27 protein-coding genes and 1 tRNA gene are annotated in these 24,217 nt (G+C 71.0%); 17 read left to right on the top strand and 11 right to left on the bottom strand.

Annotated features, from left to right (window positions below):
- The first annotated feature begins 44 nt into the window (after window positions 1–44).
- Window positions 45–782, top strand: coding sequence for a glycosyltransferase family 2 protein (locus tag ACODSY_RS15295; protein WP_488952625.1), 738 nt, complete (start codon window positions 45–47; stop codon window positions 780–782).
- On the opposite strand, the gene ACODSY_RS15290 is transcribed toward ACODSY_RS15295, so the two are convergent.
- The gene (locus ACODSY_RS15290) at window positions 779–1,180 is read right to left on the bottom strand and encodes an SRPBCC family protein (RefSeq protein ID WP_488952624.1); all 402 of its coding nucleotides are present in this window, start codon (window positions 1,178–1,180) and stop codon (window positions 779–781) included. The two genes, ACODSY_RS15295 and ACODSY_RS15290, sit on opposite strands and share 4 nt — an antisense overlap.
- A gap of 212 nt (window positions 1,181–1,392) precedes the next feature.
- Between ACODSY_RS15290 and ACODSY_RS15285 the strand changes: the two genes are divergently transcribed.
- The gene (locus ACODSY_RS15285; RefSeq protein WP_488952623.1) at window positions 1,393–1,713 is read left to right on the top strand and encodes a helix-turn-helix domain-containing protein; all 321 of its coding nucleotides are present in this window, start codon (window positions 1,393–1,395) and stop codon (window positions 1,711–1,713) included.
- Here ACODSY_RS15285 and ACODSY_RS15280 read toward each other — a convergent pair.
- Window positions 1,710–2,042 (bottom strand): hypothetical protein, encoded by a 333-nt coding sequence (locus tag ACODSY_RS15280; RefSeq protein ID WP_488952622.1) that lies wholly within the window; start codon window positions 2,040–2,042, stop codon window positions 1,710–1,712. The genes ACODSY_RS15285 and ACODSY_RS15280 overlap by 4 nt on opposite strands.
- A gap of 33 nt (window positions 2,043–2,075) precedes the next feature.
- Window positions 2,076–2,705 carry a polyhydroxyalkanoate synthesis repressor PhaR gene (gene phaR, locus ACODSY_RS15275; RefSeq protein ID WP_488952621.1) on the bottom strand — a complete coding sequence of 210 codons (630 nt, stop codon included), beginning with the start codon at window positions 2,703–2,705 and terminating at the stop codon, window positions 2,076–2,078.
- Between the two features lie 171 nt (window positions 2,706–2,876).
- Here phaR and ACODSY_RS15270 point away from each other — a divergent pair, with 171 nt between their 5' ends.
- The 3 genes from ACODSY_RS15270 to ACODSY_RS15260 all read left to right on the top strand — a co-directional run bounded on the left by ACODSY_RS15270 (window position 2,877) and on the right by ACODSY_RS15260 (window position 5,726).
- Window positions 2,877–4,052: an acetyl-CoA C-acetyltransferase gene (locus ACODSY_RS15270; RefSeq protein WP_488952620.1), complete on the top strand. Its 1,176-nt coding sequence runs from the start codon at window positions 2,877–2,879 to the stop codon at window positions 4,050–4,052.
- Window positions 4,053–4,103: 51 nt separating this feature from the next.
- The gene (locus ACODSY_RS15265) at window positions 4,104–4,829 is read left to right on the top strand and encodes a beta-ketoacyl-ACP reductase (protein ID WP_488952619.1); all 726 of its coding nucleotides are present in this window, start codon (window positions 4,104–4,106) and stop codon (window positions 4,827–4,829) included.
- Between the two features lie 150 nt (window positions 4,830–4,979).
- Complete coding sequence (locus ACODSY_RS15260) at window positions 4,980–5,726, top strand: DUF4908 domain-containing protein (RefSeq protein WP_488952618.1); 747 nt, start codon at window positions 4,980–4,982, stop codon at window positions 5,724–5,726.
- Between the two features lie 14 nt (window positions 5,727–5,740).
- Here the strand turns inward: ACODSY_RS15260 and gloB are convergent, their stop codons facing one another.
- Window positions 5,741–6,502, bottom strand: coding sequence for a hydroxyacylglutathione hydrolase (gene gloB / locus ACODSY_RS15255; RefSeq protein WP_488952617.1), 762 nt, complete (start codon window positions 6,500–6,502; stop codon window positions 5,741–5,743).
- Window positions 6,503–6,573: 71 nt separating this feature from the next.
- Here gloB and ACODSY_RS15250 point away from each other — a divergent pair, with 71 nt between their 5' ends.
- The 3 genes from ACODSY_RS15250 to ACODSY_RS15240 are packed head-to-tail and all read left to right on the top strand — an operon-like array spanning window position 6,574 to window position 8,522.
- The gene (locus ACODSY_RS15250) at window positions 6,574–7,362 is read left to right on the top strand and encodes a class I SAM-dependent methyltransferase (RefSeq protein ID WP_488952616.1); all 789 of its coding nucleotides are present in this window, start codon (window positions 6,574–6,576) and stop codon (window positions 7,360–7,362) included.
- Between the two features lie 43 nt (window positions 7,363–7,405).
- The gene (locus tag ACODSY_RS15245) at window positions 7,406–7,750 is read left to right on the top strand and encodes a P-II family nitrogen regulator (RefSeq protein ID WP_488952615.1); all 345 of its coding nucleotides are present in this window, start codon (window positions 7,406–7,408) and stop codon (window positions 7,748–7,750) included.
- Between the two features lie 22 nt (window positions 7,751–7,772).
- Entirely contained in the window at window positions 7,773–8,522 is a 750-nt protein-coding gene (locus tag ACODSY_RS15240; protein WP_488952614.1) for a hypothetical protein, read from the top strand.
- A gap of 35 nt (window positions 8,523–8,557) precedes the next feature.
- Here ACODSY_RS15240 and metW read toward each other — a convergent pair whose 3' ends face one another.
- Together metW and metX are read right to left on the bottom strand one after the other, a co-directional pair.
- Window positions 8,558–9,268 carry a methionine biosynthesis protein MetW gene (metW, locus tag ACODSY_RS15235; protein WP_488952613.1) on the bottom strand — a complete coding sequence of 237 codons (711 nt, stop codon included), beginning with the start codon at window positions 9,266–9,268 and terminating at the stop codon, window positions 8,558–8,560.
- Window positions 9,265–10,422 (bottom strand): homoserine O-acetyltransferase MetX, encoded by a 1,158-nt coding sequence (gene metX, locus ACODSY_RS15230; RefSeq protein ID WP_488952612.1) that lies wholly within the window; start codon window positions 10,420–10,422, stop codon window positions 9,265–9,267. The genes metW and metX overlap by 4 nt, the downstream gene beginning before the upstream one ends.
- An 89-nt stretch (window positions 10,423–10,511) precedes the next feature.
- Between metX and ACODSY_RS15225 the strand changes: the two genes are divergently transcribed.
- From ACODSY_RS15225 to ACODSY_RS15205, 5 genes are all read left to right on the top strand, one after another.
- Entirely contained in the window at window positions 10,512–11,003 is a 492-nt protein-coding gene (locus tag ACODSY_RS15225; RefSeq protein ID WP_488952611.1) for a SixA phosphatase family protein, read from the top strand.
- A gap of 2 nt (window positions 11,004–11,005) precedes the next feature.
- Window positions 11,006–11,338 (top strand): DUF952 domain-containing protein, encoded by a 333-nt coding sequence (locus tag ACODSY_RS15220; RefSeq protein ID WP_488952610.1) that lies wholly within the window; start codon window positions 11,006–11,008, stop codon window positions 11,336–11,338.
- The gene (locus ACODSY_RS15215; protein ID WP_488952609.1) at window positions 11,335–12,378 is read left to right on the top strand and encodes a quinone-dependent dihydroorotate dehydrogenase; all 1,044 of its coding nucleotides are present in this window, start codon (window positions 11,335–11,337) and stop codon (window positions 12,376–12,378) included. Before ACODSY_RS15220 ends, ACODSY_RS15215 begins: the two co-directional genes overlap by 4 nt.
- Window positions 12,379–12,437: 59 nt before the next feature.
- Window positions 12,438–13,913, top strand: a complete 1,476-nt coding sequence (locus tag ACODSY_RS15210; RefSeq protein ID WP_488952608.1) for a sensor histidine kinase — start codon at window positions 12,438–12,440, stop codon at window positions 13,911–13,913.
- A 96-nt stretch (window positions 13,914–14,009) separates the two neighbouring features.
- The gene (locus tag ACODSY_RS15205) at window positions 14,010–14,204 is read left to right on the top strand and encodes a hypothetical protein (RefSeq protein ID WP_488952607.1); all 195 of its coding nucleotides are present in this window, start codon (window positions 14,010–14,012) and stop codon (window positions 14,202–14,204) included.
- Between the two features lie 22 nt (window positions 14,205–14,226).
- Here the strand turns inward: ACODSY_RS15205 and ACODSY_RS15200 are convergent, their stop codons facing one another.
- The gene (locus ACODSY_RS15200; protein WP_488952606.1) at window positions 14,227–15,978 is read right to left on the bottom strand and encodes a gamma-glutamyltransferase family protein; all 1,752 of its coding nucleotides are present in this window, start codon (window positions 15,976–15,978) and stop codon (window positions 14,227–14,229) included.
- 51 nt (window positions 15,979–16,029) lie between these two features.
- On the opposite strand from ACODSY_RS15200, the gene ACODSY_RS15195 reads away from it, so the two are divergent.
- The 3 genes from ACODSY_RS15195 to ACODSY_RS15185 all read left to right on the top strand — a co-directional run bounded on the left by ACODSY_RS15195 (window position 16,030) and on the right by ACODSY_RS15185 (window position 18,651).
- Window positions 16,030–17,052 (top strand): P1 family peptidase, encoded by a 1,023-nt coding sequence (locus ACODSY_RS15195; protein WP_488952605.1) that lies wholly within the window; start codon window positions 16,030–16,032, stop codon window positions 17,050–17,052.
- 110 nt (window positions 17,053–17,162) lie between these two features.
- Window positions 17,163–18,467: a hypothetical protein gene (locus ACODSY_RS15190; protein WP_488952604.1), complete on the top strand. Its 1,305-nt coding sequence runs from the start codon at window positions 17,163–17,165 to the stop codon at window positions 18,465–18,467.
- Window positions 18,468–18,574: 107 nt separating this feature from the next.
- Window positions 18,575–18,651: transfer RNA gene (locus ACODSY_RS15185), tRNA-Arg, on the top strand.
- Window positions 18,652–19,063: 412 nt separating this feature from the next.
- Here ACODSY_RS15185 and ACODSY_RS15180 read toward each other — a convergent pair.
- The 4 genes from ACODSY_RS15180 to ACODSY_RS15165 all read right to left on the bottom strand — a co-directional run bounded on the left by ACODSY_RS15180 (window position 19,064) and on the right by ACODSY_RS15165 (window position 23,210).
- Complete coding sequence (locus ACODSY_RS15180; protein WP_488952603.1) at window positions 19,064–19,747, bottom strand: PEPxxWA-CTERM sorting domain-containing protein; 684 nt, start codon at window positions 19,745–19,747, stop codon at window positions 19,064–19,066.
- 605 nt (window positions 19,748–20,352) lie between these two features.
- Window positions 20,353–20,535, bottom strand: a complete 183-nt coding sequence (locus tag ACODSY_RS15175; protein WP_488952602.1) for a hypothetical protein — start codon at window positions 20,533–20,535, stop codon at window positions 20,353–20,355.
- A 136-nt stretch (window positions 20,536–20,671) separates the two neighbouring features.
- Entirely contained in the window at window positions 20,672–21,904 is a 1,233-nt protein-coding gene (locus ACODSY_RS15170; RefSeq protein WP_488952601.1) for a glycosyltransferase, read from the bottom strand.
- An 88-nt stretch (window positions 21,905–21,992) separates the two neighbouring features.
- The gene (locus ACODSY_RS15165) at window positions 21,993–23,210 is read right to left on the bottom strand and encodes a DJ-1/PfpI family protein (protein WP_488952600.1); all 1,218 of its coding nucleotides are present in this window, start codon (window positions 23,208–23,210) and stop codon (window positions 21,993–21,995) included.
- 167 nt (window positions 23,211–23,377) lie between these two features.
- On the opposite strand from ACODSY_RS15165, the gene ACODSY_RS15160 reads away from it, so the two are divergent.
- Window positions 23,378–24,214 (top strand): carbonic anhydrase, encoded by an 837-nt coding sequence (locus tag ACODSY_RS15160; protein WP_488952599.1) that lies wholly within the window; start codon window positions 23,378–23,380, stop codon window positions 24,212–24,214.
- Window positions 24,215–24,217: the final 3 nt, after the last annotated feature.

The raw sequence follows: 24,217 nt of genomic DNA, 5'->3' as shown, positions 1-24,217 counted from the left end.
CCACGATCCTTTCTCCTGCCACGTTTTCCGCTATGAGCGGGGCGATGGCTCCGGCGCCCGACACTTCCCCCGACATCTCCGTCGTGGTTCCCGTCTACGACGAGGAGGGCGCGGCGCCGGCCCTCGCGCGCGAGATCGCCGCGGCGTTCGCGGGCCGGTCCTTCGAGCTGATCTTCGTCGACGACGCCAGCCGGGACGGCACCCGGGCGGCGCTGAAGGCGCTTTCGGGCGAGATCCCGCAGCTCCGCGTGCTGGCGCATCGGAAGAACTCGGGCCAGAGCCGCTCGCTGCGGACCGGCATCCTCGCCGCCCGCGCGCCGATCGTGGTCACCCTGGACGGCGATGGCCAGAACGACCCGGCCGACGGGCCCCAACTGGTGGACGCCCTGGCCGCCGGCGGTCCCGACCTCGCCCTGGTGGGCGGCGAGCGCGTGAAGCGCCAGGACAGCCAGGCCAAGAAATTCGCCTCGAGGATCGGCAATGGCGTGCGCAAGCGCCTGCTCAGGGACACCGCCAACGACACCGGCTGCGGGCTGAAGGCGATGCGCCGAGACGCCTTCCTGCGGCTCCCCTACTTCGACCACATCCACCGCTACCTGCCGGCGCTGATGCTGCGCGAGGGCTACCGGGTGGAGTTCCGGCCCGTGAACCACCGCCACCGCCAGACCGGCCAGTCGAAGTACACAAATTTCGGCCGCCTGATGGCCTCGCTCAGCGACCTGTTCGGCGTGATGTGGCTGCAGTCGCGGGCGCGAAATCCCCAGGGCGTCGACGAGGTCTAGGCGGCGACACGCCCCAGGGTCTCCTTCGCCACGGCGATGCCCGCCTCCATCATTCCGGCCACGGTCGCCGCCACCTCGTCCGGCAGCACGTCGGCGGTCCAGGTGAGGCGGCTCCTGCCCGCGCCCAGTTCCGAGACCACGAAGCTGGCGGAATGGTGAGTGAAGCGCTCGGTCCGCACGGAATACGCCAGCCGGCGGGCGTCGTGGTCGCAGCCCAGGAACAGTTCCTTGGCGACCATGCCGTTGCCGAAGGTGACCATGCGCGCGCCGGGGATCAGTTCGACGTTGGTGACGAAGCCTGGGGCGAAGCGGGTGTGCACCGCGCCGAAGTCGGCGACGGCGTCCCAGACGGCGTCGGCGGGCGCGTCGATGTCGACGGTCTTGATGATGGTGGTCATGGGCGGCTCCTTCTTCCGAGCCGCAATCTCGCCGTTCGCGCCGCCGGTTGCTGGCGGTTTCCGGCCAGGGTCACCTGCTCAGGTGAAGCAGCTCAGGATCAGCGTGACGACGGCGACGTCGACGAAGCGGGAGAGGAAGAGCAGCATTTGCCGGTCCGTAATCGCGGGTTACGAACAGGGTTAAGCAAGTCCCGCGCCAGGATGGTCCCGCGATGGCCCTCTTCTTCGACGCCGCCTGGTTCGATGGAAAACTCGAGGCGCGAGGCCTGTCGCGGGCCGTGATGGCCGCCGTGGCGGGGCTCTCCGAGGACGAGCTGGCGCTCGTGTTCAAGGACCAGAGGGAAGTTTCCGCCGGGCAGGTTGCGGCCTTTGCCGAGCTGCTGGGGGTTCCGGCCGCCGAGGTCGCCAGCCGGGCCGGCATCTCGACGCCGGCGCCGGGCGCGGAGTCGCCCGCCGACAAGCGGATCGCTTTGCTGGAACGGCGGGTGGCGGTGCTGGAAGCCGAGATCGCGCGGCTGCGCGGCGACGACTAGATGTCTTCGCGGGTCGTGCGGCCGGCGCGGGCGCGGCGGTCGTAGCTGCCGGACCATTCGGTCCGGTTGTAGGCGTCGCGGGCCCGGTCCATCAGCGTGGCTCCCGCGCGCAGGCCGCGGCGTTCGCCATGCTGTCCGATCACCTGGGCGGCGAATTCGCTGAAGCCCCGGGGGCGCTCGTCGCGGAAGCTTCGGGGCGGTTCGACCGGCGCGATCGGGACCGGCACGTTGGCCGCGCCGGAGGCCCGGGCCTCCTCGGCTCGGTCAGCATGGGCCCTGAGCGCCTTCCGCGCCGAGACCGTACGCCTGATCTGGTCAATCCGGGACATTGTGTCGCACAACCTGCAATACGCAGGCCACACCTAGCCTTTCGCGAGCTTGTCCAACTGAGCTTGCATCTCCGCCATCTGCTTCCGCAAGAGGGTTAACGCCTCATCCGACTGGGCGTCCCCTTTTGTCGCAGGCGCGGGGGCGGGCTCCTCGGCCCGCTGGGCGGTGGGGGCGTAGGCGAACGGCGAGAACATCTTCATCGCGCGGTCGAAGAGCTGCAGGTTCTGGCGGATCTGTTCCTCGTAGGCCGCGATGCCGCCCGCCTGGCCGAAGCTGGAGAGCTGGCTGCGCAGCCGCTCCTGCTGCTGGGTGAAGCTGGCGAGGCTCAACTCGAGGTAGCTGGGCAGGAAGGCCTGCATCGAGTTGCCGTAGAAGCTGATCAGCTGCCGCAGGAACTGGATCGGCAGCAGGCTCTGCCCCTGGCTCTCCTCCTCGAAGATGATCTGGGTGAGGACCGTGCGGGTGATGTCCTCGTTGGTCTTGGCGTCGTAGACCACGAAGTCCACGCCCTGCTTCACCATCTCGCTGAGGTGTTCCAGCGTCACGTAGCTGGAGGACGCGGTGTTGTAGAGGCGTCGGTTCGCGTACTTCTTGATGACGACGCGCTCGCCGCCAGGGGAGCTGCCCTGGGTCTCGGCGCCGGTCCCTTGGGTGTCGGCCATCCCTAATCCTTCACGCAGCCTGGCGATGACTCACCGGCTATTCTGCACCGCAGTATCGCGGATGCGAGCGCATAAGCAAATGGCATGAACCATTTGCACTTGCAGCCTTGCCCTCCCTTGGCGCGGAGCCGATAGAAGAGCTGGGCCGTCCCGAAAACCTCAGGATCCGTCATGAGCGACATCGTCATCGTTTCCGCCGCCCGCACGCCGGTCGGCTCCTTCAACGGCGCGCTTTCCAGCCTGCCCGCCCACGAATTGGGCAAGGTCGCGATCCAGGCCGCGGTCGAGCGCGCCGGCATCGCCGCGGACGACGTGGAAGAGGTGATCATGGGCCAGGTGCTGCAGGCCGGCGCCGGCCAGGGTCCGGCCCGCCAGGCGGCGGTGAACGCGGGCATTCCGGTGGCCAGCCCGGCCTGGAGCCTGAATCAGCTCTGCGGGTCCGGCCTGCGCGCCGTGGCGCTCGCCGCCCAGCAGATCGCCGAGGGTTCGGCCAAGATCGTGATCGCCGGCGGCCAGGAGAGCATGAGCCAGTCGCCTCACGCGCAGAACCTGCGCGGCGGCCAGAAGATGGGCGACCTGGCCCTGGTCGACACCATGATCAAGGACGGCCTCTGGGACGCCTTCCACGGCTACCACATGGGCCAGACGGCCGAGAACATCGCCGCGCGCTGGCAGATCACCCGCGAAGACCAGGACAAGTTCGCGGTGGGCTCGCAGAACCGCGCCGAAGCCGCGCAGAAGGGCGGCAAGTTCAAGGATGAGATCGTCCCCGTGACCATCAAGGGCCGCAAGGGCGACACCGTGGTCGACCAGGACGAATACATCCGCCACGGCGCGACCCTCGAGGCGATGGCCAGCCTGCGCCCGGCGTTCAACAAGGAAGGCTCGGTCACCGCGGCCAACGCCTCCGGCCTGAACGACGGCGCCGCCGCCCTGGTCCTGATGAGCGCCGAAGAGGCCAAGAAGCGCGGCCTCAAGCCGCTGGCCCGCATCGCCTCCTGGGCGCATGCCGGCGTCGAGCCCGAGATCATGGGCACCGGCCCGATCCCCGCCAGCCGCAAGGCGCTGGACAAGGCGGGCTGGAAGGTCAGCGACCTGGACCTGGTGGAATCGAACGAAGCCTTCGCCGCCCAGTCGCTGTGCGTGGTGCGCGAACTGGGCCTCGACCCGGCCAAGGTGAACGTCAACGGCGGGGCCATCGCCATCGGCCATCCGATCGGCGCCTCGGGCGCCCGGATCCTCACCACCCTGCTGCACGAGATGAACCGCACCGACGCAACCAAGGGCCTGGCCACGCTTTGCGTCGGCGGCGGCATGGGTGTCGCAATGTGCGTGGAAAAGATCTGACACCGAACGCTGCGATCAACGTGGTGACGGCGACTTAGGGAGACGGACGGAATGGCCAGGGTTGCGCTGGTCACGGGTGGAACCCGTGGCATCGGTCGGGCGATCGTCGAACGGCTGAAGGCCGACGGGATGAAGGTTGCCGCCGGTTACTCGGGCAACGACGAGGCCGCGGCCGCCTGCGCCAAGGAACTGGGCATCTTCGTCGTCAAGGGGAACGTCGGGAACTTCGCCGACTGCCAGCACGCCGCCCAGGCGGTGGAGAAGGAGTTGGGGCCCATCGACGTGCTGGTCAACAACGCCGGCATCACCCGCGACGGCGTGTTCCACAAGATGACCTCCGAGCAGTGGAGCGAGGTCATCCGCGTGAACATGGACAGCCTGTTCAACATGACCCGCCAGGTGATCGAGGGCATGCGCGACCGCGGCTGGGGCCGCATCGTGAACATCAGTTCGATCAACGGCCAGAAGGGCCAGATGGGCCAGACCAACTATTCGGCCGCCAAGGCCGGCATGATCGGCTTCACCAAGGCGCTGGCCCTCGAGAACGCCCGCAAGGGCGTGACGGTGAATTGCATCGCGCCGGGCTACATCGACACCGAGATGGTGCAGGCGGTTCCGGAAAAGGTGCTGGAAGGCATCATCGCCCAGATTCCCGTCGGCCGCCTGGGCAAGGGCGAGGAGATCGCCGACATGGTTGCGTTCCTGGCCGGCGAGCGCGCCGGCTATGTCACCGGAACCACCCTGGCCCTCAACGGCGGCCAGTACATGGTCGGCTAGCGCCGCGGCGTGGGAAGGCCGTGTGACGACCGGTGGCCTGGACGTGCCGGAGCGATGGCAGGGTGCGACCGATCACGGTGACACCTTGCTCGCGTCCAAAAAGCGCCCCGATCCCGAGGCATCTGCTAGCTTGACATGACAGGCGAGCGGATGGCGTCGAGGGGGGCAATTTGCGCGGCGCTGCTGTGCGTCGCGACGCTTGGCTTCGCCGCGCCGTCGCACGCCGGCCCGGTCGAGCGCCTGCGCGAAGGCCTCTTCAAGAACCGCAGCGCCGAGACGGCGGGGCCGCCCATAGCGCGCTACGTCTCCGAGGAAGGCCGCGTCTTCATCCTGGATCGCACCCAGCCGGTCCCGATGATGAAGTTCGAGGACAGTCCCGAGGTCTGGGCTCTCGCGCCCAATCCCGCCCCGCGCGGCGACATCATCTACAAGAACGACCTGGGCGAGCCCGTCCTGCGGATCACCCGCTTGGGCGGCTTCACCCTGTTCACCGACGCGCGGCCCAGCGGCGAGGCCGTCTCGCTGGCCGGCGGCGGTCAGCCCCTACGGCTGCCGGCGATGAGCCCCGAGGCCGTCTTCGCCCGCCTGGCCCAGGCCTCGTCGCGTGCCAGCCGCGCGGCCCGCCGGCCCATGCTGTTCGACGCCGAGGCGACGCCCGCCTCCTCCGCCCTGATCGCCGACGCCGCCGTGGTCGCCAGCGTGGCGATCGTGCGCCTGTCGCAACGCAAGGATGGCCGCGCCCTGCTGAGCCGCTTCAACCGCGTGCAGATCCAGGAGGGCCGCAAGGCCCAGGCGACGCTGAAGGGTGGTGTGCTGAACATCACTGTCGCGCCGGCCCAGGGGCTGGCCGGGCGCCCCTCGTCCGATCGCATCATCAAGGTGGCGCGCGGCAAGTAGCCGGCCGGCGCGGCTCAGCCCCGGAAGTTGTCCTTGGCCTCGCGCACCGCGCCGAACGCCTGCGCGTCCGGCTGGCCCGCGGCGCCCACCCGGGCGGCCAGCAGCGGCGCGCGCAGGAAGGGGTTGGTGGCCTTCTCCAGGCCGATGGTGGTGGGCACCGTCCACTCGCCCCTCTCGCGCGCGGCGAAGATCTGTTCGGCCCGCGCCTTGAGCGCGGCGCTGTCGTCGACCGACAGGGCGAAGCGGGCGTTCGAGGCCGTGTACTCGTGAGCGCAATAGACCGTGGTGTCGTCGGGCAGGGCGGCCAGGCGCTGCAGGCTGTCCCACATCTGGTCGGGCGTGCCCTCGAACAGCCGGCCACAGCCCAGGGCGAACAGGGTGTCGCCCACGAAGGCGATCCGGTTCCCGGCGTCGAAATAGGCGATGTGGCCCAGCGTGTGGCCGCCGCTCTCGATCACCTGGAACGTCGTCTCGCCCAGTTCCACCATGTCGCCGCCGCTCACCTCGCGGTCCAGGGGCGCGATGCGGGTCACTTCGGCCGGCCCGACGATCTGGCATCCGGTGACCGCCTTGATGTCGGCGTTGCCGCCGGCGTGGTCGGGGTGCCAGTGGGTGTTGAGGATCATGTCCAGGTCCCAGCCCAGGTCCTCCAGCTCACGCAGGATCGCCGCCGTGTCCGGCGTGTCGATGCAGGCGGTCTTGCCGGTCGCCTCGTCGCGCACCAGGAAGCCGTAGTTGTCCGAGAGGCAGGGAAACTGGTGGACGGTCAGCGGCATGGCGCAACTCCCAACGGCGTGCGGATGATTTAGGCTGGCGGCCCGCCTCCGTCGAGCTTAGCCAAGCACCCATGCGCCGCGACGTCCTGGAACTCCGCCAGTTCTACGCCTCCGACCTGGGGCGGGCCGCGCGCGCCATGGCCCAGCGCAAGATCGCCGAGGCCTGGGGCGATGTGGCGGGGCTGGACGTGCTGGTCCACGGCTACGGCACCCCGTTCGCGGGCGACCTGCGGAACCGGGCGCGCCGGGTCGTGGCGTCCATGCCGGCGCAGCAGGGCGTGGAGATCTGGCCCGCCGACGGCCGCAACCTGGCCACCCTGACGCCCGAGGACAGCCTGCCGTTCCCTAACGCCCTGTTCGACCGCATCCTGGTGGCGCATGGGCTGGAGGAGAGCGCCGATCCGGTGGGCCTGCTGCGCGAGGTCTGGCGCGTGCTGGCGCCGTCCGGACGCGTGGTGGTCGCGGTGGCCTCGCGCAACGGCCTCTGGGCCAACACCGAGAAGACGCCCTTCGGCCACGGCCGGCCCTACACTCGCAGCCAGCTCGCCGAACTGCTGCGCGAGGCCGACCTGGAGCCCTCCGGCTGGACGCGGGCCCTCTATGTCCCGCCGGTCAGCTGGATGGCGCGCTGGGCCGAGGGCTTCGAACAGGCCGGCTCCCGCCTCTGGCCGGGCTTCGCCGGCCTGCTCCTGATGGAGGCGGTCAAGCAGACCTTCGCGGTCAAGCCCCAGAGCCAGCGGTCGCGGATCCGCGCGGCGCGGCCGGTCCTGGCCCCGACGCCGGGCGCGGCGCCGGTTTCGCGGGCGCCTGGGGCTCCGGCCCTGCGAGACGGCTTGGCGCCGCCGCGGCGAAGGTCTTAGGTGTGACCAGGATTCGAGTTCCAGCGGAGGCTCCCGGCGCGGCATGAAACTGATCATCGCGGTCATCAAGCCCAGCCGCCTGGATGCGGTGCTGGATGCGGTCACCGAGGCCGGCGCCTCAGGCCTCACCGTCACGGAGGTCCGGGGCTACGGCCGCCAGCGGGGCAAGACCGAGGTTTACCGCGGCGCCGAATACGAGGTGAAGCTGCTGCCCAAGGTGAAGCTGGAGATCGCGGTGCCGTCAGACATCGTCGAGCCGGTGATCGAGGCGATCCAGCAGGCGGCCAACACCAACAAGATCGGCGACGGCAAGATCTTCGTGCTCGACCTGGAGCGGGCCTTGCGTATCCGCACGGGCGAGCAGGACGCCGCCGCCATCGCGGGCTGATCCGCGCCTGAAGGAGCCTCCGATGCGGGCCGGGCTCCTCGCCGCCGCCTTTTCCGTCCTCGCCGCCGCGCCGGCGCTCGCCGCCGACCTCACGCCGGCCCACGCCATCGACGCCCTCAAACGCCATGTCTGCTTCAGCCGCACCTGGTGGGGCGATCCCTACGTGCGGCTCGGCCAGACGGTGACGGTCGACCTGCGGATCGACGGGCGCACGGCCTACCTCTGGAGCGAAGACATGCGCGCGGTTCCGCGGGTGCGGCGCTGGGCCGACAGCTACGTGGTGGTGGCGCGATCGGCGGGTCCGGTGGTGACCCAGCGCTCGGGCTACAACATCGAACTCCTGCGCGGCGAACCGGCCTATGAGCGCGAGCGTCGCCGGGTCTATGCGGCGCAGACCCAGCGGCTGCAGGTCGACCTGCCGGCCGCGTGCGAGCCGAAGTTCGATCCGGACACCCCGATCAAGCTGGAGATGAAGGCCGTGGTGGCCAGCAGCCTCTCCACCGCCCTGGCCACCTGGGGTCGCCGCGCGCCGCGCACCGGCGTCCGAATGACCATCGCCAATTTCAACATCGACCAGCCCGAGACCTTCGCCTGGCGCCAGGACACCGGCGAAGTGCTGCGCATCGGCCTGCTGTCCGGCGACCCGATGAGTTACACGGGCGGCGCCTATAAACGCTATGTCGTGACCCCGGTCGCGCGAGGCCCCATCGCCATCCAGCTCCGCCGCCTGATCCAGCGCTACGGCGAGACGCGCGTGGTGACGGCGCGGTGAGCTCCTTCCCTCCCCATGAAGGGGAGGGAAAGGGTTCAGCGCTTCCGCCCCTTCTTCGAAGGCGCGTCGGCCTTCGGCAGCTCCACCTCTCCGAACAGGTTCTGTTGCGGCAGGGAGGCCGCGGCGGCCTGTGGCTCGGCGCGGCGGCTGAGGAGGAAGAGGGCGGTTTCGGCACGCCAGTTCTCGAGGGGCTGGCGCGGGTCGATGGCGCGGGCCGGACGGCCTTCCGAGAGCGCGGCGCAGGCGTCGATGCGCAGCTCCAGCTCGTCGCACAGGGCGGTGAAGTCCCGCAGAGTGCACAGGTGGATGTTCGGGGTCGAGTACCACGGCTCGGGCAGGGCGCCCGTCTCGGGCATGCGGCCACGCGAGAGCAGGGCCCAGCGGACCTTCCAGTGGCCGAAGTTCGGCACCGAGACCACCGCCTGGTCGGCGACGCGCAGCAGTTCGGACAGCACGTGCCGCGGCTCGCGCATCTGCTGCAGGGTCTTCGACAGGATGGCGTAGTCGAACGCCCGCGTCGGGAAGTGGTCGAGATCGCGGTCGCCGTCGCCCTGCACCACGGCCAGGCCGCGCGCCAGCCCGGCGGCCACGCCCTCGGGGCTGATCTCCAGGCCCTGACCGTCCACGTTCTTCTCGCGGGTCAGCAGCTCCAGCAGCTCGCCGTCCTCGCAGCCGATGTCGAGCACGCGGGCGTTGGGCCGCACGAGCTTCAGGATCTCGGCGAAGTCCTCGCGTATGGCGCTCAAGCGAGCCCTCGCGCCTGGGATTGCGCCGCCAGGAAGCCGCGCAGCGTCTGGTCCAGCAGCGGCTCGTCCAGGAAGAAGGCGTCGTGACCCTTGTCGGTCTGGATCTCGGCGAAGCTGGCGCGGCAGCCGGCGCCGTTCAGGGCGCGGACGATGTCGCGGCTCTCCGGGGTCGGATAGAGCCAGTCGGACGAGAAGCTGAGCACGCAGAACTTCACGTGCCGCGCGGCCATGAACGCCTCGGCCAGGACGCCGCCGTGCTTGGCGGCCAGGTCGAAGTAGTCGAGCGCGCGGGTGATGTAGAGGTAGCTGTTGGCGTCGAAGCGGTCGACGAAGCTGGCCCCCTGGTGGCGCAGGTAGCTCTCGACCTGGAAGTCGGCGTCGAACCCCCACGACAGGCCGTCGCGCTGCAGCTCGCGGCCGAACTTCCGCTGCAGGGCGGCCTCGGACAGGTAGGTGATGTGCGCGGCCATGCGCGCGACCGCCAGCCCCTTCTCGGGCCGGACGCCGGCGGTGAGGTAGGCGCCGTTCACCCAGTTGGGGTCGGCCATGATCGCCTGGCGCCCGACCTCGTGGAAGGCGATGTTCTGGGCCGAGTGGCGGGCGGCGGCCGCGATGCAGACCGCCGAGAACAGCTTCTCGGGATAGTCGGCCGCCCACTGCAGCACCTGCATCCCGCCCATCGAGCCGCCGATCGCCGCGAACAGGGTGTCGATGCCCATGGCCTCGATCAGCATGGCCTGGGCGCGGACCATGTCGCCGATGGTGATGACCGGGAACTTCAGGCCGTAGGGCGCCTTGGTGGCCGGATCGATGGAGGCCGGACCCGTCGTCCCCATGCAGCCGCCGACCACATTGGTGCAGATGATGAAATAGCGCTCGGGATCCAGCGGCAGGCCAGGGCCGACGAAACGGTCCCACCAGCCGGGCTTGCCGGTGACCGGATGGGTCGAGGCCAGGTGCTGGTCGCCGGTCAGGGCGTGGCAGACCAGCACGGCGTTGGATTTCTCCGCGTTCAGCCGGCCATAGGTCTTGTAGGCGATCTCGAGCGGCGCGAGCTTGGCGCCCGAATCGAGGCGCAGGGGTTGGCTCGCGGGGAACCGCCAGGTCCCGCCGCCGATCTCGATCCCCGCGGTGATGGGGGCCTGCGCCGTCATGGCCGCGTTGGACCGCCTCGCCCCACCGGTGTCAATGGGTTGCAGCGGGGCCAGCCTAGGCTATGGAGGATACGTATCAGGGAGCTTGCATGGATCGGTTGATCCTCCTGCGGCACGGCAAGGCCGAAGCCGATTCCGACACGGGCGAGGATTTCGACCGGCGGCTGGCGCCGCGGGGCGTTCGCGAGTCCGAGGAAATGGCGGCGCAACTGGCCGACATGGGGTTCACGCCCGACCTCGCCCTGGTGTCGCCGGCGGCGCGCGCCCGCGGCACGTGGGAGAGCGCCGGGACGGTCTTCACCCAGGCCGAGACCCGCTTCGACGACGAGCTCTATCACGCGGACTCCGGCACCATCCGCCGGGTCGCCGAGGCGGCGGGCGAGGGCTTTGCCACGGTGATCGTGGTCGGCCACAACCCCGGCCTCCAGGAGCTGACGATCCGCCTGCTCATGGAAGGCTCGGCGCCGGCCAGCCTGATCGCCCGGGCGCAACGCAACTTCCCGACGGCCTCGGCCGCGGTGTTCCTGTTCGACGGCAACGGCCGGCCCCACTTCGACGGCCTGTTCTTCCCGGAGCGCTAGCCTTGCGCATCTACAAGATCCTGCCGCGCGCGGAGTGGACGGCCGCGCAGGCCGTCGGCCGTTTCGACGGCTCGCCCATCGACCACGAGGATGGCTTCATCCACTTCTCCACCGCCGCCCAGGCCGAAGAGACCGCGCGGCGATACTTCGTCTGGCTGAAGGACCTCGTGGTGCTGGAGGTCGAGGCCGACGACCTCGGCGAGGCGCTGAAGTGGGAGCCGTCGCGCGGCGGCGACCTGTTCCCGCATCTCTACGCGTCCCTGGCCGTGGCCGACGTGCGCGCCGTGCACGAGGCGCCGCTGGACGCCGACGGCGTGCCGAGGACGCCGACATGAGCGACCTGCACGGCCTCGCGACCCGCGCGCTGCGGGGCCTCGACCCGGAAGACGCCCACACGCTGGCGCTGATGGGCCTGAAGTTGGGGCTGGGCCCGCGCGCCCCGGCCGACGACCCGATCCTGGCCACCGAGCTCGCCGGACTCGCCCTGCCCAATCCGGTGGGCCTGGCGCCGGGCTTCGACAAGAACGCCGAGGTGTTCCAGCCCATGCTGCGGGCCGGCTTCGGCTTCGTCGAGTGCGGCACGGTCACGCCTCGGCCCCAGGCGGGAAACCCGCGTCCACGCCTGTTCCGCCTGTCCGAGGACCGGGCGGTGATCAACCGCATGGGCTTCAACAACGAGGGGCTCGAAGCGTTCGCCGCGCGGCTGGCGAAGCGCGGCCGGGGCGTGGTGGGCGCCAACCTGGGCGCCAACAAGGATTCCGAGGACCGCCTCGCCGACTACACCAACGGCCTGCGCCGGCTGTGGGGCATGGCGTCCTACTTCACGATCAATATCTCCTCGCCCAACACCCCCGGGCTCCGGGCGCTCCAGACCCGCGCCGCGCTGGACGAGCTGCTCGGCCGCCTGATCGCCACGGCTGATTCCCTGCCGCAGGGCGTCGCCGTGCCGATGTTCCTGAAGGTCGCGCCCGACCTGGAGGACGGCGAGGTCGAGGCCATCTCCGACACCGTGGCCGACCACGGGCTGGCGGGGGTCATCGTCTCGAACACCACCATCGGCCGTCCGCCGTTGAAATCCGCCCACCGCGACGAGGCGGGTGGCCTCTCCGGCGCGCCGCTCACGGCGCTCTCCACCGCCATGCTGGGCCGGTTCCGGCAGGCGGCGGCCGGACGCTTCATCCTGATCGGGGCAGGGGGGATCGGCTCGGGGGCCGACGCCTACGCCAAGCTGCGCGCCGGCGCCTCGGCGGTGCAGCTCTACTCGGCCCTGGCCTACGAGGGACCGGGCCTGGTGGTGCGGATCAAGCGCGACCTGGCCGCCCGGCTGCGGGCCGACGGCTTCGCCTCGGTGGCGGAGGCGGTCGGGGCGGGTTAGCCTTGCCGTCCAGGCTCTGCGTTGCCGCGGGGGCCCCGCTGCACTAATCCGGGAGGACGATGGCGGACGCACCGACCGAAGCTCCCGAGCGGAACCGGCGCCGCCGCCTCTTCTGGCCTGGCGGCCTGTCCGCGCGCCTCCTGGTGCTCACCGTCGTCTTCGCCGCCCTGGGCGGCGCCCTCGCCATCCCCCCGGCCATGGCCGCCTACGAGCAGCAGTGGCTGCTGGACCGCGTGCGCGCCGCGGAGCTCGCCTCCCTCGCGCCCGAGGTGGCGCCCGACCGCGTCGTGTCCGAACAGCTCAAGACCCAGTTGCTGGAAGGCGCCGGCGTCGAGATCGTGGCCGTTTCTATCGACGGCGCGCGCTCGCTGGTGTTCTCGGCCGGCCGGCCCGCGCGGGCGCCCTACCTGGTCGACCTGCGGCCCCGGGCGGCGGGCCTGGCCCTGTTCGCGCCGTTCCAAACCCTGCTGGGCGATGGCGGCCGCGTGCGGGTCATGGCCGAGCCGCGCTTCCGGAAGGAGGCCGACTTCATCGAGTTCGTCGCCACCGACACCGAGCTGAAGCGGGCCCTGGCCAGCTATCTCTGGCGGCTGGTGGCCATCGTGGCGGGCGTCGCGGCCCTTGCCGGGGTCATCGTCTTCCTGGCGCTGAACCTGTTCCTGGTGCGGCCGATGCAGCGGATCACCTTCGCCATGGAGCGGTTCCGCGCCGACCCGGACGACCCCGCCGCCCAGATCCAGCTCTCGGGCCGTCGCGACGAGATCGGCCGCGCCGAGGCCGAGCTCGACCGGATGCAGGCCGACCTGCGCGCCGCGCTCAATTCCCGCGCCAGGCTGGCGGCCCTTGGCGAGGCGGTGGCCAAGATCAACCACGACCTGAAGAACATGCTGACCTCGGCCCAGCTCGCGTCCGAGCGCCTGGCGGCGTCCAAGGACCCGAAGGTCAGCCAGGCCCTCCCCCGCCTCGAGCGCGCCCTCGATCGCGCCGTGAAGCTGGCGGCCGACGTGCTCGTCTATGGCAAGACCCAGGAGGCCGAGCCCGAGGCCCATCCCGTGGGCCTGGCCGAGGCGGTGAAGGAGGCGGCCGCCGAGGCGCGGCTCGCCGACGCCGGCGTGAAGCTGGTTTCCCGGGTGGCCACGTCCGATCAGGTGCTGGCGGATCCGGACCAGTTGCACCGCATCCTGGTCAACTTGCTGCGCAACGCCCGCCAGGCCATCGAGCACCAGGAAGGGCGCGCCGCCGCCGGCCGCGTCGAGGTCTCCGTCGAGACCCAGGCCGGCGCCAGCCTGATCCGCATCTCGGACGACGGGCCCGGCGTCCCGCCGCGCATCCGCGAGCGGCTGTTCCAGCCCTTCGCGGGGTCTGGGCGGCCGGATTCCACTGGGCTGGGGCTGGCGATCGCGCGCGAGCTGGCCCAGGGCCACGGCGGCGACCTGACGCTGTCCGTCACGGGCGAGCAGGGAACGGTGTTCGAGCTGCGGCTGCCCGGCGCGCCGCCCAGGGCGAGGGCGCGGCGACCCAGGGCGACGGTCTAGGGCGCCGCGTTCGCAAAGATTTTGACTTATGTTGATTTTCGACGGCAACCGCCGCGTGCGGGAGGCGCTTCACCGCCCTGAGATCGGGGGCGCCTCATGTATCACCTGTCGGTCTACTTTCCCGGGGATCCGGTCGCCCGCACGACGCTGCACGTGGAACGGGGTGTCGAAGTCCTGGGCATCATTCCTGATCTGCTGAAGGAACACCCCGGCTGCGAGCGCATCGAGGTCCACCTCGGCGCCACCCGGCTCTTCTTCGTCGACTGCGAAGGCAACACCCGCGCCGGCTAGAGCCTGTTGGTCGCCTGGCGCTTCAGGGCGCCTTCGCCACGCCCTCGCGGCGCGGATCGGCGCCGCCGCGCAGGCCCGTCGGGGTCATCTCGATCCCGTGCAGGCCCGAGCCCTCGGCCCCGAAGCCGCTGGTCAGCTTCACGCCCCTGGCCTCCAGTCCCGCCTTCAGCTCGGGCGAGAACTTGTCGACCTCGGCCGCGTAGAAGCTGCCGCCGGCGATGAGGTTGGGCAGCGCGATGGCCTCCTGCACCGGCAGCTTCCAGTCCAGCATGCCCACCAGGGCCTTGAGGTTGTAGGCCAGGATCGAGGGCCCGCCCGGCGAGCCCACCGCGGCGACGAACCGCCGATTCCGATCGAGCACGATGGCCGGCGCCATCGACGACCGCGGCCGCTTGCGGGGCCCCACGGCGTTGGCCATCGGCGCGCCGTCGCGGTCCTGCGGGTTGAAGGCGAAGTCGGTGAGCTGGTTGTTGAGGAAGAAGCCGTGGACCATCCGGCCCGAGCCGAAGGTGCTCTCCACCGTCGTGGTCATCGAGACCACGTTGCCCCATTGGTCGACGATGACCAGGTGGGTGGTGCCGGCGACCTCCTTGGTGGCGTCCGGCGCGCGGACGCCCGCGCCCTTGGGCTTGCCCGGCGCCACCGTGGCGGCGGCCATCGGGCCGATGAGCTTCGCGCGGTCGGCCAGGTAGGCGGGGTCGAGCAGGCCCTGCACCGGCACATCCACGAAGTCGGGGTCGCCGATATAGCGGTCGCGGTCGGCGTACATCAGGCGGCTGGCCTGGCTGAACAGGTACCAGCCCTCGGCGTCGTTGCGATGCTGGCCCACCGGAGTGTGCTGCAGGATCCCCAGGCCTTCCAGCACGGCGGGGCCGCCCGACGGCGCGCCGGGCACGCAGACGATGTAGGCCCGGTAGGGGCGGCAGAGGCCGGGCTCGGACTTGGGCTTGTAGGCCGCGAGGTCGTCCAGGCTGAGCTCGCCGGGGATCGGGCCCTCATGCACCTTGGCGACGATGGCCTGGGCGATCTCGCCCTTCAGCAGCGCGTTGGGCCCCTCCGCGGCGATCTTCCTCACCGTCGCGGCATAGGCCGGGTTCTTCATGATCTCGCCGGCCTGGACCTTGGTCCCGTCGGGCTTGGTGAAATAGGCGACCGCGTCTGGCGAGGTGGCCTGGCCCTGCTTGCCGGCGGCCGCCGCGGCCATCCGGCGGGGCACGGGGAAGCCGCCGTCCGCCAGCCGCTCGGCCTCGCCGAACAGGTCCTTCCACGCCAGCTTGCCGTGCTGCGACTGCGCCAGGCTCAGCATGGCGATCGCGCCGGGGACGCCGGTCGAACGGCCCGACATGATCGCCGCCATCCGGTTCAGCGGCTTGCCGTCCTCGCCATAGAACAGCTTCGGCGTGGCGGCGGCGGGGGCGATCTCCCGGCCGTTGTAGGCGGTCACCTGCTTCGTCTTGCCGTCGTAGTAGGTCATGAACGACCCGCCGCCCAGGCCGGAGCTCTGCGGCTCCACCAGGCCCAGGGTCGCCTGGACCGCCACCGCGGCGTCCACCGCCGTGCCGCCGGCGCGCAGCACCTTCAGCCCCGCCTCGACCGCCATCGGATTGGCCGCGGCGACCATGGCCGTGGCCCTTGCGGCCTCCGCCGGCTTGGTCTGGGCGGCGGACGGCTGGGATGACGCGCAGGCCGAGAGCAGGGCGGCGACAGCGACGGCGGCGAGCGAAAACGGGGACTTCACGGGACGGGCGCGCTCCTGAACAGGTAACTTGACCATAGCGGGCCGGCCGCGTGGACAACAAACGCCCGGACGTGCGAGGTCCCTCCTATGGACGGAAATAGGCCAGGTCCAGGGCCGCGCAACCTCATCACCGACGTTCCCGGCCTGAAGGTTGGGCAATCGCAGGACGCCGGCGTGCGGACCGGCGTGACCGTGATCCTGCCGGACGAGCGGGCGGTCTGCGCCGCCGACGTGCGCGGCGGGGCGCCCGGAACGCGCGAGACCGACGCGCTGGCGCCGGAAAACCTGGTCGACGCCGTGGACGCGCTCGTGCTGTCGGGTGGCTCGGTCTACGGCCTGGGCGCCGCCGACGGCGTGGTCGCCTGGCTCGGCGCCCGGGGCCGCGGGTTCGGCCTGGTGGAGGGCATCCCGAAGTCGCCCGTCGTGCCCGGCGCGATCCTGTTCGACATGGCCAACGGCGGCGACAAGGCCTGGGGCGAGGATCCGCCCTATCGCGAGCTCGGCAAGCGCGCCGTGGCGGCGGCGGGCCTGGATTTCGAGCTGGGCACGACGGGTTGCGGCTACGGGGCCATGGCGGGCGCGCTGAAGGGCGGCGTGGGCTCGGCCTCCGTGGTGACGGCCGACGGCTACACCGTGGGCGCCGTGGTGGGCGTGAACAGCTGGGGCTCGGTGGTCGCCCCGGGCGGACGCACCTTCTGGGCCGCCCCGTTCGAACTGGGCGGCGAGTTCGGCGGCCTGGGCCCGACCGGCCTGCGGGCCGCACCGGACGAATGGGGCCTGGCCAAGCGCCCCGTGGACGTCCGCAACACCACCATCGCCTGTGTGGCGACCGACGCCATCCTGACGCCGGCCCAGGCGAAGCGGCTGGCGGTCATGGCCCAGGACGGGTTCGCCCGCGCCATCCGCCCGGTCCATGCCCCCTTCGACGGCGACGTGGTGTTCGCGATCTCGACGGGCGTGCGGCCGCTGGCCGATCCCGCGCCCTATACCCTGGCCCGCCTGGGCGCCCTGGCGGCCGACGCCCTGGCGCGGGCGGTGGCGCGCGGGGTGTTTGAAGCCAAGCCGTGGCCGGGCGCGTATGTCCCCTGCTGGCGCGACCTGCCGAGCTGAGGGCGGCCTTGGTCGCAAATCCGCAGGACGGTCCGGCGCAAAAGCGCATTTCCCTTTCGCCGGTCGCGGATTAGCGTTCGGCGGGGTTCAAGTTCAGGAGAAGTTTTCCGATGCGTCCGGGACGTAAGCTGGCTTTGGTCGCCGGCGCCGCGGCTGTCGCCGCCATCACCATCACTTCGGGCGCCACGGCCCAGCAGAAGGTCACCGGCCCGGTGGCCGTCTATTGGATGAGCGCCCAGACCCAGACGGGCTTCGGCATGCCCTCGATGGGCGCCGGCGGCGGCGGCCGTCCCGACACCGGGGCGATGATGCGCGCCATGATGGGCGGCGGCGGCGCGTCCAAGACCCTGCAGCTTGACCTGGGCTCCAGCCAGACCAATCCCGCCCCGGCCGCCGACCACCTGCCGCCCCAGGGCCTGCAGGTGGGCCCCCGCCTGCCGCTGCTGACGCCGAAGGTCGAGCCGACGGTGCGCGAGGAGAAGTACGACAACGTCCCCGAGGAGTATCGCAAGCCCAAGGGCCGCATGCTGATCTTCTGGGGCTGTGGCGAGCATGCCCGGCCGGGCCAGCCCTATGTGATCGACTTCGCCAAGATGGCCGACGGCAAGCAGAACCCGGCCAACATGTTCCGCGGCATCGACTATCGCCCGATGCAGCCGCCGTCGCCGGCGCGCAACCGCACCTACGGCGAGTGGCCGAACAAGGAGACGCGCGACATGGTGCCGTCGGCGGGCTCGCTGATCGGCGCCCACACCATCCGCGGCAACTACAGCCCCGAGATCAACTTCAGCCTCAGCGAGGACCAGGACTTCCTGGCGCCCCTGAACCTCACCTCGAACACCAAGGCTCCCGGCGGCTGGGTCAACCTGGGCTGGAACCTGGTCGGCAACGCCGAGGCCTACTACGCCAGCGCCATCGGCGGCGGGGGCGGGGACGACACGGTGGTGATGTGGTCCTCGTCCGAGGTGCAGACCTCGGCCTTCTCGAACCCCGACTTCCTGAGCCCCGGCGACATCGCCCGGCTGGTGGCCAACAAGACCCTGATGGGCCCGGCCACCAAGACCTGCGCCGTGCCCAAGGAGGTGCTCGACGCCGCGCCGTCGGCGATGCTCCAGCTCGTGGCCTACGGCGGCGAGGCCAACTTCGTCTATCCGCCCCGCCCGCAGGACCCGAAGGTGGCCTGGAACCAGCAGTGGGCCGTGAAGGTCCGCTACCGCTCGGCCACCGGCGGCATCCTGGGCCAGGACATGAGCGAGATGATGGGCGGCGGCCGTGGCCGGCAGTCGGGCGGCATGCCCGGCGCGCCCCAGGGCCAGCCCGGCGGCCAACCCGGCAAGCCGCCCAAGGCCCCCAGCGCCGCCGACATCCTGCGCCAGGGCATCCTGGGCGGCGGCCTGCCGTTCCCCCGCCGCTAGGGGGCGCGAACCGGAGGCGTCGCGGGACCTGAAAAAATCGGACGGAGGGGGACTTGCGCTCCCCTCCGCCCCCGACTAGGTTCCGCGCCCTCGCCGAAAGGCAATGCGCGCCCGTAGCTCAGCTGGATAGAGCATCAGACTACGAATCTGAGGGTCGGACGTTCGAATCGTTCCGGGCGCGCCACTTCTTCCAATAAAGACAGTCCTATATCGAGGCGGCGAGGGCGCTTCCGAAGCGGCGCCGCAACCGGCGCATTGCGGACCTTGCGGCCGTCTCGGCGGCTATTCCACACGGCCAGTTCTAGATGATCTCTAAAGCCCGAGCGTTGCGGATCGCAGAGCACGCGCTCAAAGGCATCGGCGACTCTAGGCCGCCGTACGCGGTCGGCAGGGCCGATGGGCGCCGGCTTGTCGCCCCATGCCCACTTCCACGCGACCTGCGGGGTCATGGGTCTGCAGGAAGCGACCTCAAACCTGCAGGGGTCGTGGAGCAGAAGCGCCCTTAGGGGCAATGTGACGTGTCAGCTTCGCCTGGGCTGACACGGTGGGCGGCCGCCAACGGGGAACGAGCGCCTCGCCCCGCGTTGGCGCCTCCTTCAGGCCGTGGCGTACCGCCGCCGCAGAAGGGCGCCGCTCATGCCAAGCCCGAGGATCATCATCGCCCACGTCGCGGGCTCCGGGACGGCGCCCGCGACGCCACCCGCTTCGCCGTAGATGCGAAGCTCGTTGAGGCCGTAGGCTCGAGCATTGAACGGGTAGCGCGCCGCCACCGAGGTCGGGCGTAGCTGCAGGTATCGATAGCCAACAGTGCTGTTGCTTGCGAAAGTCTGGGCTTGAAAATCATCGTCAAGCTCGGCGGCCAAGGCCCCGCTCAGCAGGCGTCGCGCATCACCTCCGAGGGTGAAACCGTCGAATCCGGCTGGCGACAGCGTGTTGCTCGCATAAATCTCGAACGCGCCGATGCCGCGATCGTAGTACTTCGCGTTGTGTGTATTGAAGAAATCGAAACTCAGATCGGTGTAGACCCCACCAAGATCGATGGTGATGAACGCCGTCGCCGCGGTGTCACTGGCCAGCCAAAACGAGCCATCAGCGACGCCCTCAGGCGCAATGGCGCCGGTCTGGTTGTCGAAGATGTTGCCGGCGCTCCAGGCGGGGGAGGCCAGCGGAGGCGTCGCGCCAATGATGTTGCTGGCGTTCATGACGATCTGCGACGCCGACGCGGGGTTGACGACAACGAGCGTGGCCGCGGCCGTCGCGGCGAGAATAAGGGTCTTCAATTCAGGGTCCTCGATACTGCGAAAACCCTCCGTTAGCGGGTGCGTCCCTCTCCGAACGCGCTTGTCGCGACAGATGCAGGGGTCCTTGCGACGAACCGTTGGATAGGTATCGTCCGCGCTGACCATGACCCCAGACTTGTGGCTTCCCGCCTCAGGCCCTTGCTCATGTGCCCTCCACAATATCCCCTGATGCATGGAGTGAGGTGTGCGAGGAACTTGCGCCTTCTCGCCGCCTGCGCAGCGGTCTTATCGCTGCGGCCGCCCGACGATATGAGCACGGTCGATGGAAAGGCGTCGGCAGCCCTCGCGTCTCCGCCGCCATGTCGTGAAGCCTATCCGGGACCTCCGGCGCCCGTCCGGTGCTTGCTCCGGCGCCCCCCGGCAGACGGCGCCATCCCAAAACCCCGGCGCCGCCGCCAAGTGAGCCTCAGCCGGTGAGGTTCGGCTCCTTTTGGCTCGCCACGAACACACCAGCGCTTGCGGAGTTGCCGGCCACGCCGCCTTTTCAACCCGGGGTTCCACGCTTTCAACCGTCCGGGGTCCTGCGGCACGCCGCGCTTCGGATCTCGAATATCGGAGTTATTTCACGGGCATAGGCCCGGCCGTCAGTCGCGGGCGGGAAGAGCGAAGGTCCGGACCATGCGCGGGCCCTGCCACAGCTCCATGGCGTAGCCGTGGTACAGGCGCGCGGCCTCCGTGGCGGCCCCGTCGTCGTCTTCGGCCCGCACGATATCGCGCGCCGCGAACCGCCCATTCGGGTGCAGGTGGTAGACGTAGTAGGTTTCCACGCGATTCCCCGACAGGCCGCGACTCTCGCACGGCGGCGCGCCCTCCATTGTCGATCACCCGACATATCGAGATTTAAAGAAGAATAAAGCTAGGGCGCAACGGCCCCGGCGCGGGCGGCGATGACGTGCGCCTGGCCTATGTCGCGGTCGGCGCGAGCTGCTCGATCAGACGTTTCGCGGCGACGGCCGCCCCATCCGGCCGGATCGTGGGTCCCACGGCGGCGGCGCGGGCGGCCGTCGCTGGCGCGAGCGCGGTGCGGAGGGCGGCTGACAATGAGCTCGCCGTCGGTGTCGGGCCATCGTGCGCGGCGCCGATGCCGAGGGCGACCACCCGGCCGGCGAAGTAGGGCTGGTCGGCGATCTGCGGGACCACGACCTGGGGCGCGCCCGCCCGTGCGGCCGCCGTCGTCGTGCCCGCGCCGCCGTGGTGGACGACGACGGCCACACGGCCGAACAGGGCCTGCTGATTGACGTCGCCTACCGCGAAACAGTCGTCCCCATCGTCGACCAGGGCCAGGCCGGCCCAGCCGTGCGAGAGGAGCACGCGCCGGCCCTGCGCACGGGCGGCCGCGATGGCCACGCCCGCGGCGTCCTTCAGCGCCGCCTGCGGCATGCTGCCGAAGCCGACGTAGACCGGCGCCTCGCCGGCGGCCAGGAAGGCCTCGAGGCTCGCGGGCAGGGGGCGTTCGTCCGGCAGGATCCACGCGCCGCTCTGCCAGACGTCGCACAGGTCGGTCGGCGTCCAGGGGCTCAGCACCGGATCCGACGCCAGCCAGGGTTGGTTCGTCACCACCTGGCCGCTCACGTCCTCCACCGGCGGCAAGCCGATCGCGGCGCGCAGGGCGCCGTACGCCTCGCCGAACACGGCCTTGCGCGCCTGGGCGTCACGCGCCCACAGCACGCGGTTGTCGGTCTCGTCCTCGGGCACGGGATGGCCGGGCCAAGGAAACGGCCGGTGATGCGTGGAGGGCAGGAACAACGGGCAGTAGGTGGCGTGGATGTGCGGCAGGCCCCGTTCCTCGGCCACGCACTGGGCGGCGGCGGCCGAGGGGAACAGGCCCGCGCCCAGGATCGCGTCGCAGCCCTCGGCCGCCGCGGAGATCGCGGCGTACTGCGCCCGCATCACCAGGGCCGCGCGTTCGGGCAGCGGCATCGGCGGCTGGTTCGCCAGCGCGTCGGCGATCCATTGGCGGACCGAGGTGAAGGCGGGCGCCAGCCGCACGCCGGCCCGGTCCGTCACCGCGGCGAACTCCGGATCGGGCGGCGCGCAGACCACCGGCTCGACGCCCAGCGCCTTCAACTGCGCCGCGAGCCCGGCCATCGGCTCCACGTCGCCCCGCGATCCAAAGGTCGACAACAACACGCGCATATCCGGCCCTCCACGGTTCAGAGGGCGCTAGAAGCTGCCCATAAATCGCGGCCCGGCAATTCTTGAACTCAACTCATTCGACCCCAGATCAGGATGGGGCAGAGACGCCCCGGGACGGCGGCGAGCGGCTGGCTTCCGCCGCTGCCACGGTCCGCACGTTCCGGCCCGGCGCGCGGCGAGGATACTCCAACTGGGCGGCCACGATGTCGGCCGTGGGCCGTCCGTAGCGATCCCCGATCTCAGTCAGCGTCGTGTCCAGTGCCTGCGACGGCCGCTCTTGCACGCTTCCGATCCGCGAACCGGCCGGCCAGTCGCCGCGCGCCTCGTCGGGCCGGATCCACAGGCCGTTGCGGCTGCGGACGGGCGCGGCCGACGCCGCGAAGCTCACCGCTCGGGACCGGTACGTCCGCGACCAGGCGTCGGCCGTCAGCGCCAGCGAGACCTCGTTCATACCGGGCGTGAGGCCGATGCCCAGCCGCTCGCGGTTCCAGGGGGCGGCGAGATTGCTCAGCACGGTGGTCGCGAACGGGCGGGAGAACGTGAAGGCCGCGCTCGCGTGGCGCGCGTCCCAGGTCGCGACCCCTAGGTCGCGGGCCGTGGCCTCGGCCTTCGCGCGGCCGCCGATCGCCTCGATCAGGGTCAGCATCATCGGCATGGAGGCCGTGATCCCCGTCGTCGTGGCGACCTTGCCATCGACCACGAAGCGCCGGTCGGCCACATAGCGGATGGTGGGGTGCGCCTTCAGAAGCCCGGGGCGCGAAAACCAGTGGGTCGTGGCGCGATGGCCCTCCAGCAGGCCGGCGGCGGCCACCACCTTGGCCCCCACGCAAACCCCGATCACCGTCGCGCCCTTGGCCGACTGGGCCTGCAGCCAGGCCATCACCGCTGGATCGTTGTCGCGGCTCATCGCCGGCACGATCACATAGTCGGCGCCCTCGGGATGCCGGCGGTCGAAGGCGGCGGTGGTCTCGTCGGGCTCCACCTGCAGGGCGGGGAACAGCCGCACCGTTCCCGCGCTGGTCGACACGGCGGTGACCTCGGCCACGTCGGCGCGGCGCAGGATGCCGTAAGACGTCACGAAGTCGGTCGTCTCGGTGCGGGTGTCGCCGCTCGCCGCCAGGACGGCGATCACCGGCAGCGGGCGCTTCGGCCTCAGCGCCGCGACAGTGGCGGCCTGCTCCTCGGCGGCGATCGGGGCGGCCGCCAGGACCGGCGGCGCGGGCGGCAAGGACGCGATCCAGATCCCGAAGCCCGCGCCGACCAGCAGCACCGCGCCCAGGGCGCCCCACAGCAGAACACGCTTCATCCGAAAGCTCCTTCAGGGCCCGGGATACGTCCGCCTGGCCCTGTCCGAAACGACAAGGATCCCGCGTTTTCCGCCATCGCCCGGGCAGACCTGCCGGCGCCTCCACCGCATCTTAGGATTTCGCTGCTCCTATCGGGCCGCTCGCAGCCGATCCGGGGGGATCACCCATGCCCGACTTCCACCGCCGCCGCCTGGTCGCCGCCCTGGGCGCGGGACTCTGCGTCGCCGTCCCGGCCATCGCCTTCGCCGAGGGCGGGGTCGAGCACGAGGCCGATGCGCCCAAGCCGAAGCCGCGTCCCAAGCCCAAGGCCAAGCCGAAGGCTGCCCCCGCCGCGCCCGCCGCCGATCCCCACGCCGCCGCCGCCCAGCCGGCCGCCCACGGCGCCGAGCCTGCCGTGCCGCCCGAGGAGGCCCTCGCGCGCCTGATGAGCGGCAACGCCCGCTACGTCGAAGGCTTCGCCGCCCGCCCGCACGCCGACGCCCCGCGCCGCCGCGAGGTGGCCGGCGGCCAGCGTCCCTTCGCCGTCATCCTGGCCTGCGCCGACAGCCGCGTGCCGCCCGAGCTGATCTTCGACCAGGGTCTGGGCGATCTCTTCGTCATCCGCGTGGCCGGCAACGTCGTGGACGACGCCGTGCTGGCCTCCATCGAATACGCCGTCATCCACCTGGGCTCGACCCTGGTCATGGCGCTGGGCCACGAGCGCTGCGGCGCGGTCAAGGCCACCATCGAGGCGCTCGCCGGCCGCGGCTCGCCCGACGACGTGGGCACCCGCATCGGCGCCCTGGCCGCGCTGATCACGCCGGCGGTGCGCTCGGTTCCCGCCGGAACCGCCGACCCGCTGGACGCCGCCGTCAGCCTCAACGCCGCCCAGGCCGCGGCCGAGGTGTTCGCCGGCTCGCGTCCGCTGCGCAACCGCGTGCTGGCCGGCCAGCTGAAGATCGTCGCCGCCCGCTACGACCTCGACGACGGCCGCGTCACCCCCACCAAGACCCAGCAGGCCTGACGC

The organism is Phenylobacterium sp. FG114, from assembly GCF_057809855.1.
The sequence above is the reverse complement of the archived record's forward strand: the minus strand, read 5'-3'. Positions and strand labels throughout refer to the sequence as shown.

Bases quoted from the DNA above. Each gene is read 5' to 3' on its own strand.
- ACODSY_RS15260 (WP_488952618.1), top strand. From the start codon at position 4,980: ATGGCGTCGAGGGGGGCAATTTGCGCGGCGCTGCTGTGCGTCGCGACG.
- metX (WP_488952612.1), bottom strand. From the start codon at position 10,422: ATGACGGCGCAGGCCCCCATCACCGCGGGGATCGAGATCGGCGGCGGG.
- ACODSY_RS15250 (WP_488952616.1), top strand. From the start codon at position 6,574: ATGCGCCGCGACGTCCTGGAACTCCGCCAGTTCTACGCCTCCGACCTG.
- gloB (WP_488952617.1), bottom strand. From the start codon at position 6,502: ATGCCGCTGACCGTCCACCAGTTTCCCTGCCTCTCGGACAACTACGGC.
- ACODSY_RS15195 (WP_488952605.1), top strand. From the start codon at position 16,030: ATGGACGGAAATAGGCCAGGTCCAGGGCCGCGCAACCTCATCACCGAC.
- ACODSY_RS15225 (WP_488952611.1), top strand. From the start codon at position 10,512: ATGGATCGGTTGATCCTCCTGCGGCACGGCAAGGCCGAAGCCGATTCC.
- ACODSY_RS15280 (WP_488952622.1), bottom strand. From the start codon at position 2,042: ATGTCCCGGATTGACCAGATCAGGCGTACGGTCTCGGCGCGGAAGGCG.
- ACODSY_RS15165 (WP_488952600.1), bottom strand. From the start codon at position 23,210: ATGAAGCGTGTTCTGCTGTGGGGCGCCCTGGGCGCGGTGCTGCTGGTC.
- ACODSY_RS15200 (WP_488952606.1), bottom strand. From the start codon at position 15,978: ATGGTCAAGTTACCTGTTCAGGAGCGCGCCCGTCCCGTGAAGTCCCCG.
- ACODSY_RS15240 (WP_488952614.1), top strand. From the start codon at position 7,773: ATGCGGGCCGGGCTCCTCGCCGCCGCCTTTTCCGTCCTCGCCGCCGCG.
- ACODSY_RS15245 (WP_488952615.1), top strand. From the start codon at position 7,406: ATGAAACTGATCATCGCGGTCATCAAGCCCAGCCGCCTGGATGCGGTG.
- ACODSY_RS15285 (WP_488952623.1), top strand. From the start codon at position 1,393: ATGGCCCTCTTCTTCGACGCCGCCTGGTTCGATGGAAAACTCGAGGCG.
- ACODSY_RS15295 (WP_488952625.1), top strand. From the start codon at position 45: ATGGCTCCGGCGCCCGACACTTCCCCCGACATCTCCGTCGTGGTTCCC.
- ACODSY_RS15190 (WP_488952604.1), top strand. From the start codon at position 17,163: ATGCGTCCGGGACGTAAGCTGGCTTTGGTCGCCGGCGCCGCGGCTGTC.
- ACODSY_RS15170 (WP_488952601.1), bottom strand. From the start codon at position 21,904: ATGCGCGTGTTGTTGTCGACCTTTGGATCGCGGGGCGACGTGGAGCCG.
- ACODSY_RS15270 (WP_488952620.1), top strand. From the start codon at position 2,877: ATGAGCGACATCGTCATCGTTTCCGCCGCCCGCACGCCGGTCGGCTCC.
- ACODSY_RS15160 (WP_488952599.1), top strand. From the start codon at position 23,378: ATGCCCGACTTCCACCGCCGCCGCCTGGTCGCCGCCCTGGGCGCGGGA.
- ACODSY_RS15210 (WP_488952608.1), top strand. From the start codon at position 12,438: ATGGCGGACGCACCGACCGAAGCTCCCGAGCGGAACCGGCGCCGCCGC.
- ACODSY_RS15205 (WP_488952607.1), top strand. From the start codon at position 14,010: ATGTATCACCTGTCGGTCTACTTTCCCGGGGATCCGGTCGCCCGCACG.
- phaR (WP_488952621.1), bottom strand. From the start codon at position 2,705: ATGGCCGACACCCAAGGGACCGGCGCCGAGACCCAGGGCAGCTCCCCT.
- ACODSY_RS15215 (WP_488952609.1), top strand. From the start codon at position 11,335: ATGAGCGACCTGCACGGCCTCGCGACCCGCGCGCTGCGGGGCCTCGAC.
- ACODSY_RS15265 (WP_488952619.1), top strand. From the start codon at position 4,104: ATGGCCAGGGTTGCGCTGGTCACGGGTGGAACCCGTGGCATCGGTCGG.
- ACODSY_RS15290 (WP_488952624.1), bottom strand. From the start codon at position 1,180: ATGACCACCATCATCAAGACCGTCGACATCGACGCGCCCGCCGACGCC.